This window comes from Prevotella sp. OH937_COT-195, assembly GCF_003932845.1.
GTDB lineage: Bacteria > Bacteroidota > Bacteroidia > Bacteroidales > Bacteroidaceae > Prevotella.
In genome coordinates this window covers 225,942-236,890 of record NZ_RQZH01000001.1, presented here as the reverse complement: position 1 = coordinate 236,890, position 10,949 = coordinate 225,942, and the positions used below count along the sequence as shown (strand labels likewise).

Annotated in this window: 13 protein-coding genes; 2 read left to right on the top strand and 11 right to left on the bottom strand. The window is 42.2% G+C overall.

Annotation, left to right across the window (positions count from 1 at the left end; genetic code table 11):
- From EII32_RS01050 to EII32_RS01035, 4 genes are all read right to left on the bottom strand, one after another.
- A partial coding sequence (locus EII32_RS01050) for a helix-turn-helix domain-containing protein (protein ID WP_148096811.1) occupies positions 1 to 314 on the bottom strand: 314 nt, incomplete at its 3' end.
- Positions 315 to 703: 389 nt separating this feature from the next.
- On the bottom strand, positions 704 to 1,075 hold the full coding sequence (locus tag EII32_RS01045; protein WP_125233599.1) for a thioesterase family protein: 372 nt from the start codon (positions 1,073 to 1,075) through the stop codon (positions 704 to 706).
- Positions 1,076 to 1,097: 22 nt separating this feature from the next.
- Positions 1,098 to 1,715: a hypothetical protein gene (locus tag EII32_RS01040; protein WP_148096810.1), complete on the bottom strand. Its 618-nt coding sequence runs from the start codon at positions 1,713 to 1,715 to the stop codon at positions 1,098 to 1,100.
- Positions 1,716 to 1,774: 59 nt separating this feature from the next.
- Positions 1,775 to 2,572 carry a TrmH family RNA methyltransferase gene (locus EII32_RS01035; protein ID WP_125233597.1) on the bottom strand — a complete coding sequence of 266 codons (798 nt, stop codon included), beginning with the start codon at positions 2,570 to 2,572 and terminating at the stop codon, positions 1,775 to 1,777.
- Between the two features lie 394 nt (positions 2,573 to 2,966).
- Between EII32_RS01035 and EII32_RS01030 the strand changes: the two genes are divergently transcribed.
- Positions 2,967 to 3,755: a TrmH family RNA methyltransferase gene (locus EII32_RS01030; RefSeq protein ID WP_125233596.1), complete on the top strand. Its 789-nt coding sequence runs from the start codon at positions 2,967 to 2,969 to the stop codon at positions 3,753 to 3,755.
- Between the two features lie 16 nt (positions 3,756 to 3,771).
- Here the strand turns inward: EII32_RS01030 and EII32_RS01025 are convergent, their stop codons facing one another.
- The 6 genes from EII32_RS01025 to aspS all read right to left on the bottom strand — a co-directional run bounded on the left by EII32_RS01025 (position 3,772) and on the right by aspS (position 8,739).
- The gene (locus EII32_RS01025) at positions 3,772 to 4,149 is read right to left on the bottom strand and encodes a GtrA family protein (protein WP_125233595.1); all 378 of its coding nucleotides are present in this window, start codon (positions 4,147 to 4,149) and stop codon (positions 3,772 to 3,774) included.
- Positions 4,149 to 5,198, bottom strand: a complete 1,050-nt coding sequence (menC, locus tag EII32_RS01020) for an o-succinylbenzoate synthase (protein ID WP_125233594.1) — start codon at positions 5,196 to 5,198, stop codon at positions 4,149 to 4,151. The genes EII32_RS01025 and menC overlap by 1 nt, the downstream gene beginning before the upstream one ends.
- Positions 5,195 to 6,013 carry a 1,4-dihydroxy-2-naphthoyl-CoA synthase gene (menB, locus tag EII32_RS01015; RefSeq protein ID WP_125233593.1) on the bottom strand — a complete coding sequence of 273 codons (819 nt, stop codon included), beginning with the start codon at positions 6,011 to 6,013 and terminating at the stop codon, positions 5,195 to 5,197. Before menB ends, menC begins: the two co-directional genes overlap by 4 nt.
- 88 nt (positions 6,014 to 6,101) lie before the next feature.
- The gene (locus tag EII32_RS01010; RefSeq protein ID WP_233582271.1) at positions 6,102 to 6,434 is read right to left on the bottom strand and encodes a hypothetical protein; all 333 of its coding nucleotides are present in this window, start codon (positions 6,432 to 6,434) and stop codon (positions 6,102 to 6,104) included.
- Between the two features lie 77 nt (positions 6,435 to 6,511).
- Positions 6,512 to 6,811: a winged helix-turn-helix domain-containing protein gene (locus tag EII32_RS01005; RefSeq protein WP_125233592.1), complete on the bottom strand. Its 300-nt coding sequence runs from the start codon at positions 6,809 to 6,811 to the stop codon at positions 6,512 to 6,514.
- Positions 6,812 to 6,978: 167 nt separating this feature from the next.
- Entirely contained in the window at positions 6,979 to 8,739 is a 1,761-nt protein-coding gene (gene aspS, locus EII32_RS01000; protein WP_125233591.1) for an aspartate--tRNA ligase, read from the bottom strand.
- A 227-nt stretch (positions 8,740 to 8,966) separates the two neighbouring features.
- Between aspS and EII32_RS00995 the strand changes: the two genes are divergently transcribed.
- On the top strand, positions 8,967 to 9,350 hold the full coding sequence (locus tag EII32_RS00995) for a DUF1573 domain-containing protein (RefSeq protein WP_125233590.1): 384 nt from the start codon (positions 8,967 to 8,969) through the stop codon (positions 9,348 to 9,350).
- A 296-nt stretch (positions 9,351 to 9,646) separates the two neighbouring features.
- Here the strand turns inward: EII32_RS00995 and EII32_RS00990 are convergent, their stop codons facing one another.
- Positions 9,647 to 10,894 carry a DUF3078 domain-containing protein gene (locus tag EII32_RS00990; RefSeq protein ID WP_125233589.1) on the bottom strand — a complete coding sequence of 416 codons (1,248 nt, stop codon included), beginning with the start codon at positions 10,892 to 10,894 and terminating at the stop codon, positions 9,647 to 9,649.
- Positions 10,895 to 10,949: the final 55 nt, after the last annotated feature.

The following is a 10,949-nucleotide window of genomic DNA, read 5'->3' as shown; positions in this document are numbered from 1 at the left end:
ATCCCCTCATTTATTCGCAGATACCCTGATATTTGTCTTGGAGACCACCGGTAGTTGGTAATATATTCCTTGATTCTCCAAACTAATTCGTCGGATAGCTTGGCATTTGTTACCGTTCTCTTTCTGCGCCGCATAGCCATATCGTGTGCCCTCGTCCAAATATACTTTCCCGATGGCGTGCTGTTGCGTTTGATTTCACGTGACAGTGTAGCCTGACTGATGCCGACGATGTCGGCAATTTCTTTTCTCGCTGTTTTCTTTTGGAGTAAGGCAAAAAATTGCGACCTTTGCTCCGAGATTAATTGATGATACATTTGCAATACAAAGTTAGTTAATCTCGGGGAGATTTCGGTCTCCCTTTTTTTATTTGTATTGCCGGTTGTTTCTTTTTCCTCGCCGAGAGATGCAGACAACCTCTCGTTACGCTTCGAGAACGTCTGCATCTCTCGGCGAGGCCTACTTTTTTATTGCACTTCGTTTTGGTATTTGCAACGATGTTCCTAATATAAAGGATATCATAATCTCAAGAAACAAATACAGGATTTAATTATTATTGCTCATAATCCGGAAATATTCCGGTCTGTTGGAGCTCTGATGCTGACAGATTATTTGACATGTCCGTAACATGTTATTGTCAGTATTTATTGAAAAAATACAGGCAACTAATGGCTGCTTCATACAAACAGCCAACTCTCTTTTCTTTCTAAAACCTTGAAAGGAATTTCTCTTTATCAACTATAAACCGGAGATGTGTTCCTTCACCAAGCACAGTTCCACCACAATATGCAGAAATGTGGAAGAATATTTTCTTGCCATCTATCTTTGTGACTTCCGCCGTTGCAGACACCGTCTCGCCCATTTTTGTAGGTTTCAGGTGAGAAGTCTCTATATGTCCGCCTACGGTTGTCTGACCGTCTTCAAGCGAATCTTTGACCGCAAGCATCGCCGCATTCTCCATCAATGCCATCATTGCAGGCGTAGCGAGCACCGGCATATCTCCCGAACCAACCGTTTGGGCTGATACAGCCTCGCATACTTTCATTTCGCTCGTATGTTTCAATCCTATTTCTATCATTTCCTTGAAATTTATTTTTATATTATAATTCCGTTGCCATATATATTTCAGCGAAGTATATGCCGTCTCCATCATAAACATGCAATATTTTCTCCCTCACCTCATCAATATTTTTTATGTATAACTTACCGTCTTCATCTTCATTTTCATTGCATTCGAAGCCGGCCTTTATTGCCCCATTGACAATCTCGTCTCGTGAGTTTTTGTCGGAAAAAGCAAATTCAAAAGATGTTACATACATCGTCTTTATTATTACTCCGACGGAATTATTGCCTTTTGGTACCAGTTTCCCATTTTTATATATCATGTTTTTCCCCAGCACTATCTCTTTTCCCGTCTCTTCCGTACCTGCCATTTCGTGATGGAATTTGAAATTCTTTGAAGCCAATTTCTTCCACCCCATACTCAACAGTTCATTGATTGCATCGCTCTTTTTCATGTCACAGACCATTGCAATTGCTTTTTCGAAAGTTATGGACGAAACCTTTTCTTCTCCTTTGTTTTTTCTCTGTCTCACTTCGGTTTTCAAAATATCGTCCGCCTTCTTTTCTTTTTTTCTTATACTTTGATAACCGTAGAACGATGACATTGTGGAGAATCCGACCACTACACAAATTAAAATAATATTATTTTTCATCATAATTATTTTTTATATAAAACGAAATCATGTAATTTATAGTAAAGAATCAATTTGTTTATTCATCGTCTCAATTCCCAGAATGCGACGGATGCTGCCGCGGCAACGTTAAGAGAATCTACATTGTTCGACATTGGGATTCGCACCACTAAGTCGGCATCATGTATTGTCTCAAATGGAAGTCCGTCTCCCTCCGTTCCCATTATTATCGCAAGCCGTTCTATTGTTTTCAGTACTGCGGAATCTATCGGTATCGAATCGTCGGTAAGAGCCAATGCCGCTATAGTAAATCCAAAAGATTTCAATGGCTCAAGGCAAAGATCAATCCAAGTCCACGGTACAAGAAACACAGTTCCCATTGACACCCTTACGGCACGTCGGTTAAGTGGGTCGCACGAATTTGTGGTAAGTAGTACGGCATCAATACCAAGGGCTGCTGCCGAACGGAATATCGCACCGATATTCGTGGTATCCACGACACCGTATATAACAACAACTCTTCTTGCTCCTTCCAATACATCTTCTAAACTTTTGACAACAGGACGACGCATCGCGCATAACACACCGCGAGTCAAAGAATATCCGGTAATTTGTGCAAGCAATTCACGACTGCCGGTATATACGGGTATATCGCCAATACGATTTATTATACCGCGAGCATCGCCATCAATGTGTTTCCGCTCGCACAACAAAGAAACCGGCTCATATCCGTCATCAAGAGCCACTTTTATTACCTTGGGACTCTCTGCGATGAAGATACCTTTGTCCGGTTCAATCTTATTTCTGAGTTGCGTCTCTGTAAGCGAGCAGAACATCTCGACATCTTTATGTCGCAGCGAATCTATTTCTATTATCTGCATCACTTTAGATAGAATCTGAAATTAGCACTGTAAAAATTAAGTTTCTTTTGTGAGCAACGTTTTATCATCTTGATGTCTGTTTTTCTTTACGAGACATTGGTTTATTCTGTCATACAGTCGTACACAATCTTTCGTTCGCAACTACTTTGTACCTCAAAACATACCATCAATCCGACAAAATATTTATAAATCTCACTTTGAAATATAACATGAGTGCAAAGATAATTGTTTTGTTTCATACCGCAATAAAAAACTTACGAAATTATTTCTTCAACCAATACAATCAATAGTTGACCAAAAAGTATTTTTACATCAAAAATAATATTGTTGCATGGAAGTCATAAGAAAATAGTAATTTTGCAAAATATATCATCTTTTAAAAGCAATGACGGTCATGGATATAAAAGAAACCTACATATCAAGTACACAAAACCCAAAGATTAAACATCTTCAACTACTTCAACAAAAATCATCGGAAAGGCGCAAAAGAGGATTGTTTGTAGTAGAGGGAAGACGCGAACTTCAACATTGCATAAATGCCGGTTTCCAAATTGAAACAATTTTTAAATGCAGCGAGTTATACAATGGAGGAGTATCGTTTAAAGGAGATAAGACATTCGAAGTCTCACGGGAAATATACGAAAAGATTGCTTACCGAGGCAGCACCGAAGGTATCATTGCAGAAGTCATATCACAAAGAATTACACTTCAAGACATTCCACTTGTTGACAATCCGCTAATTGTGGTTCTCGAAAGCGTTGAAAAACCCGGAAATCTCGGAGCCGTACTGCGCAGTGCAGATGCTGCGGGGGCAAATGCCGTTATAATATGCGACCCGCTTACCGATCTGTACAATCCCAACTTGATACGCAGCAGCATCGGTGCAATATTTACCGTGCCGTGCGTTGCATGCGAAACTGCCGAATGTATTAAATTTCTCAATCAGAAAGGAATAAAGATTCTCACTGCACAACTACAAGATTCAAGTATATATTATGATACAGACATGCGTGGCGGCACGGCAATAGTAATGGGAACCGAGGCCACCGGACTTAGCGATGTGTGGAGACAAGCAGCCGACAAGCACATTAGAATACCAATGCTCGGCAATCTTGACTCCCTCAACGTTTCGGTAAGTGCAGCAATACTTCTTTACGAAGCGGTAAGACAAAGACAGTTGTGATACATTCCGTGATATGTCATTTCCTAAACACGAGGCGTACCAATATGAAATTTACGGGAACGGCAATACAATACACGGGTATGGGAGCATAATTCTCATTCACTCCGCCCCAGATGAAAAATTGTAGCAAAGATGTTTGCAATAGGAAATTGATACCATGTGCGCCAATAAAACCCACACCTTTCTTCGCCGTGGCATTCTTCTTGAACGTGAAACGAGCGGTCATAAAAAAATTGGCAACGAAACTCAGTATATAGCCTGCGGCAAATGCCACCACCTGCAACATCCACTGTTTCAGCAACAGGTATATTGCATAATGAATCGCAGTTGCAACAACGCCCACGATACAAAAACGTATTGCCTCGCCGATAGTCTTTTTCTCAAATATACCCATTATAACAAATCTTTTTTCTCGTTATGGCCATGATACCACAACTCGTCACCTATTATTTCGAGCGGCATCGCAATATTGTCGGCGAACAACTGCCCCGTACCAAGTCCCTGCGGCATTGTTATTTGCGACCCAAATACCGAAGCGCAAAGATGGGCAATGGCATTAAGGCCAACGTTGCTTTCAAGCGCACTCGTTATCCACGAACCTATACCACGCTTTTCTGCCATGTTTATCCATTCTTGCGTACCAATCATTCCTCCATGCAACGAGGGTTTCAGTACAAGATATTGAGGACGTACTGTGTCAAGGAGTATTTCCTTTTGTTCCACATGGTTTAATCCTATCAATTCTTCATCAAGTGCAATGGGCAGCGTCGTTTCTCTGCACAAGCGTGCAAGTTCTTCCGTATTTCCCTGTCTTATTGGCTGCTCTATTGAATGTAGGTCATATAGTGCCAGTAATTCTATCTTTGAAAGAGCCTCCGAAGGCAAAAAGGCGCCATTTGCATCGACACGCAATTCCACGCTATCTTTTGAGAAACGCTTTCGTATTAGGCGCAACAGTTCCATTTCGTCATTGAAATCTATTGCTCCGATTTTTATCTTTACACACCTGAAACCTTTTTCCAGTTTGTCTTCCATGCGTTGCAACATCTCATCGTAGGTTCCCATCCACACCAGTCCGTTTATGGGTATCCCCTCTTTTCCGTCGGCAAACGGTGTATCGGATAATCTGCTCCCATGTCGCAGTAAAGACTGTTTCGCAGTTTCAAGGCCGAAGAGCATTGAGGGATAATCCCTCAATGCTTCGTATGGAATTTCCCCGGTATGGCATAATTCCACGGCAAACTCGTGCAACACTTTGTCATATTCCGTAATGTCATCACACGACAGACCGGGAAGCGGCGCACACTCTCCCACTCCGACATTCCCTTCGTTGTCTTTCAAATTTACAAACCACGAGCGACGTTCACGATAAACACCTCGCGACGTACCTGCCGGTTGAATAAAATGGAATATTCGCTCCTCTACATGCACTTCATATTTCATGGGAAATAAGGATATTTTTCGAAATTCGGCTTGCGTTTTTCCAAGAATGCCCTGCCTCCTTCTTGGGCTTCGTCCATGGTGTAATACAGCATTGTGGCATCGCCTGCAAGTTCTTGAATACCTGCCTGACCATCAAGCTCGGCATTGAGTCCGGCCTTTATCATGCGTAGTGCAAGCGGCGACCGCTCCATCATCGTCTCTGCCCATTCCACGCAGGTATCTTCCAATTCGGCAAGTGGCACTACTTTGTTTACAAGTCCCATGCGTTCCGCTTCTTGTGCATCATATTGACGGCAAAGGAACCATATCTCGCGTGCTTTCTTCTGTCCCACAATCCTTGCAAGATAACTTGAACCGAATCCAGCATCAAACGAACCGACCTTCGGCCCAGTCTGCCCGAATATGGCGTTATCCGAAGCAATAGTAAGGTCGCAGACAACATGCAAGACATGTCCTCCGCCAATGGCATATCCGTTAACCATGGCTATTACAGGTTTGGGCAAACGACGTATCTGCATCTGCACATCGAGTACACTGAGACGCGGCATGCCTTGTTCGTCAATGTATCCGCCTATCCCTTTGACATTCATGTCGCCACCGGAACAGAATGCTTTGTCGCCGGCTCCCGTCAATATAACAACACGAATATCCGACGACTCGCGACAATGAGTGAATGCCTGCGACAGTTCCAAAGTTGTAAGTGGAGTGAAAGCATTTCGATAACGTTCACGATTAATGGTTATCTTCGCGATATGATTGTAACTCTCAAAAAGAATTTCTTTAAATTCCTTTATTTTTCTCCATTCTCTTTCCATGTCTTATTTTATTAAATTTTATACTTGATAATTTATGTTACTGCACTTACCATTTATCAACAGGAGTTTTCGGACGATCAATAATATGTCAGAACAATGATGGTGACAAATCATTCGACTGCTCGACAACCTCTTCCTTGTCGTTGTCGTTGAAATTCAACATCAACTGCTTGTATTGCACGGAGTTTGGATTGAGACGGTAACGACCGCGTTGTCCGGTGCATATCAATAACGCTTCTGTCCCCTTTGAGTTACGGTGTATGAATGCTTGTACATACTTATACACATCATCGAAAGACACCGGCTCGAAGAAAGAGTTCGAAGCATTAAACACATGCCGCGCAAGTTTCTTCACACCAATGCCGCTCTCACCTGCCTCGGCAAGTACCTGCATCATTGAGTTGTCGTTGTTGTTTGTCATCGCTATTAACAAAAAAGAGCCGGAGTGCAACTATGCACCCGGCTCTTGTGTATCTTGAAATGTGTCCCTGCCTATGGTTAGGCGAGAACAATCTTGCCGTTATCGTCTTTTACCTTACCCTCTTTGAGCAGCCAGCCGATACCGAGGAGAACTTCCTCCTTGCTTATTTTTGCAGTTTTCTGTATCTCTGCAACAGTAAGAGCCTTTGCCTCTGATGCGAGTGCCTGATAAACGTCACCGGCCTTAAAACCTACGTTCTCTGCATTGATAACCACTTCGGGCTTCTTTGCCGCCACTTTCTTTGTAGTTTCTTTCTTTGGTGTTGCCGGTTTCTTTGCTGTTGTCGCAACTGACTTGGTTGTTTTCTGTTCTGCCATATTGTTTTGAAATAATTTAAAATCCTTATTGTATCTTTGCCAACCTTAAATTACAATATATTTTCAAGTGCAAAATTAACACAATTGGTATAAATTATTACATAACCACGTCAGGTTTCCGGCAATACGCGTCGTTTTCTTGACCTATGTCAAAACGACGATAACTACTAATTGTCAAGGGCTAACGCAAGATTTAACTCATCAAGTTGTTTTTGATCCAAGAAACCGGGGGCATCAAGCATGACATCGCGCCCGCTATTGTTTTTCGGGAATGCAATGCAGTCGCGGATGCTGTCAAGTCCCGCCATTATGCTTACAAAGCGATCGAGACCGAAAGCAATGCCTGCATGAGGAGGTGCTCCATACTTGAACGCATTGATAAGGAAACCGAATTGTGCCATAGCCTTTTCAGGAGTGAAGCCGAGTATGCGGAACATCTTTTCTTGTAGTTTACCATCATGTATACGGAGAGAACCGCCGCCTACTTCTATGCCATTGCAAACAAAGTCGTATGCCTTTGCACGGACACGCTCGGGATGTTCGTTGAGAAGTGGAATGTCGTCGGGATGAGGCATGGTAAACGGATGATGGGTTGCCATTAAACGCTGCTCCTCGTCGCTCCATTCGAACAACGGGAAATCTACTATCCATAAACATTCGAACTTGTTCTTGTCGCGTAATCCGAGACGGTCGCCCATTTCCAAGCGCAGCGAACACAACTGTACACGTGTCTTGTTGGCGTTGTCACCACTCAATATGAGTACAAGGTCGCCATCCTTGGCTTCCATCTTCTCTTTCAATTTCTGCCACACCTCGGGGGTGTAAAACTTGTCTATACTGCTCTTTACGGTTCCGCCGGCATTGAACTTGACATATACCAGTCCCTTGGCACCAATCTGCTGCGATTTGACGAAATCGGTGAGTTGGTCAAGTTGTTTTCTCGTATATTCCGCACATCCCGGAACACATATTCCACCAATGTATTTTGCGGAGTCGAACACAGGGAACGTGCCTGTGCCTTGAAGTACGTCCATCAGTTCGACAAACTCCATTCCAAAACGAATATCCGGCTTGTCCGAACCGAAACGACGCATCGCCTCGTGCCATGGCATTTGCGGAAGTTTTGCAGGCAGTTCCACGCCGCGAACCTCTCTGAACAAATGGCGGCACATATCCTCGAACATATCTATTACATCATCTTGTTCCACGAATGACATCTCGCAGTCTATTTGTGTGAACTCAGGTTGACGATCGGCACGCAAGTCCTCATCGCGGAAACATTTCGCTATTTGGAAATAACGGTCGAAACCGCTTACCATGAGTAATTGTTTAAGTGTCTGCGGACTTTGCGGCAACGCATAGAATTGTCCCGGATTCATTCTCGAAGGAACTACGAAATCGCGCGCACCCTCCGGAGTAGAACCTATAAGTATAGGCGTTTCCACCTCTATAAATTGCTTTGAGTCAAGGAAATTGCGTATAAGGATAGTCATTCTGTGACGCAATTCCATGTTCTTCCTTACCACGGAGCGGCGAAGGTCGAGATAACGGTACTTCATGCGAATATCATCGCCTCCGTCGGTGTTATCCTCAATGGTAAACGGAGGAGTGATGCTTTCACTCAACACGTCAAGTTCCTTTGCAATTATCTCAATGTCACCGGTAGGCATTTTGTCGTTCTTGCTTTGACGCTCGTTTACCGTACCCTTTACCTGAATACAAAATTCCCGTCCCAGTTTGTTGGCAACGGTACAAAGAACGGCATCTGCCGACTCGTCAAAAACTATTTGTGTTATGCCGTAGCGATCGCGAATATCGACGAAAGTCATTCCGCCCATTTTCCTTACGCGTTGAACCCAACCGGCAAGTGTCACATCCCTGCCGGCATCTGCAAGGCGCAATTCTCCGCAAGTGTTTGTTCTATACATTTGATTTCTCTATAAAATAAATTTGAATGCAAAGGTAACAAATAATAATAAAAGCGCAAAGTTTTAAGCATTTTTATACCAACGAAATATTAAATAATGATAATTATTTCATCCTATTTTATAATGTTCATGGGAATTTAGTACATTTGCAAATGGTTAAACCTTTTAATGCACAAGGCATCAAAAAAGAAAACATGGATTATTAACGTATTAAAAACATAAAGGAAATGAAAAAGTTTATTATTATGTCATTGATGATATTCTGCGCATTCGGATATGCAGAAGCACAGAACAAGGCAGACATCAAGTTTGACAAGACATCTCACAATTTCGGTGCGTTCTCCGAGAAATCTCCGATTCAGAAATGCACGTTTACATTTACGAATGTAGGCAATGCGCCATTGGTAATAAATCAAGTCGTGGCAAGTTGTGGATGCACGGTTCCGGCATATACCAAAGAACCCATAGCACCCGGAAAAAAAGGCGAGGTTACCATTACATACAATGGTACAGGAAAACCTCTGGGACATTTCAAGAAAAATATAACAATTCGCACAAACGCCGTTGCAGAAATGACTCGCATTTACGTGGAAGGCGAAATGACAAAATAGTGACATTCAGCGAATATAAATCAAAACATTAAAGTTTTCATATAATTATACGAAAATGTATTTTTCAAGCCCCGGAAAGCATTTCTTTCCGGGGCTTGAAAATATGTTATGGCAATATCACAATTATTTTTTTATAAAACAAAACAGCCTGTTTTACTCGACAAAATCGCCTAAATTGATTTGTAAAATCGCCTAAATTGGTTTACAAATCCGCCTGTATTAGTCTCCGCACAATGTCTCATGGAAATATATTTCCAATAATATCTTTTCTCAATACCCCGCAAAAAGATTTATTTTCAGAAAGAATAGTTGAAACCGAGTGAAAGATATTCTTTCAGTTGCCAATATCCGCGACGACCATCACGGGCTGCGCCATCGTCAAAACGCGGATATATGAAAAGATTTGTGGATATGTATTTGTTGAACTGTAATGTGAAAGTGTTTTCCCACTCAAGTTCGGCACGCTTGTATGTGGTATAACCGTACAAGCGCGTTTTCCACTTTATATTGTCGGACAACAACCAAAATAACTCAACTGTAAACTGCGAACCGAAATCGTGCAGTACGTGACTCTCATCTTCAAGACCGTATCTTTTTAACAGTTCGTCCCTTTTTACATACTTAAAGTTATACGCAATCGGTGCGATATGCAAATTTCCGGTAAGTTTTTTGTTGAGAGCCTCTAAAGAATAGTCCATACCAAGCGAGAGATTGATGTTGAGAGGCGAAAGGAAATCGGAATACACAAAAGGGTCGTTCGACTTATATCCGTGCGTAAACTGCGTGTTGGCAATAAGTTGCAGAGTGTAATACCATTTCTTTGAAGCCTGCAGACCCAGTTTGCTCGTATAGCGTATAAGGTCTTCGGATGCCTTAAAAGAGTGGAGCGAGTCACTGCGTGAACTTTGAAATCCTAATTTAAGTTCGAGTTTGTTGTCCCACTTCATTCTCTGTTTATTGTTGTAGTTTGCCTCCATAGTTATGCTACCCACCATGGAATAGTTGCTCTCGCCCCCTTTATACCAGTTTCCTGATATGTAATTTTGTAAAAATTGCAGGTAATAATCTCCCTTTATTGTCCAGAAATTGGGTTTGCTGACAAAAACATTCACCGGCTCAACAATGGGCTTTTCGACAATCGGCTCAACCTTTTCCGCAAGCATCACGTTCTGCTTTATAGGTCGAGTTATGCCATCATTCATCTTTCCCGCAGCCAACAAGCGCGTTTCGCTGTTTTCAACAAGATCCGGACGATTCATATATATATACATCAAAGTTTTGTCTATGGCATTTTCCGTGGCATCGATGTATTTAGAGCCTTCGCCAAAACGAAAACTGTTGCTTACGGGAGAGTGATAGAACGTGGGAGGGACAAAAAGCCTGTAACAACGAGCATCGGCATCGGCATGCACAGAAACATTCAAATTTTCCTTGCTGTCATGCAGCAAATACATATATCGCCTGAGCAACAATGAATCGTTGCCGGCATGTAAGGATATGCAAAAGAACAATCCGATAAAGAACGACAGAATAATCTTTCTCATAACTTCGGAGATTAATATGGTTGTAAAACTTACGATATAATTATTTGAAAAGTTC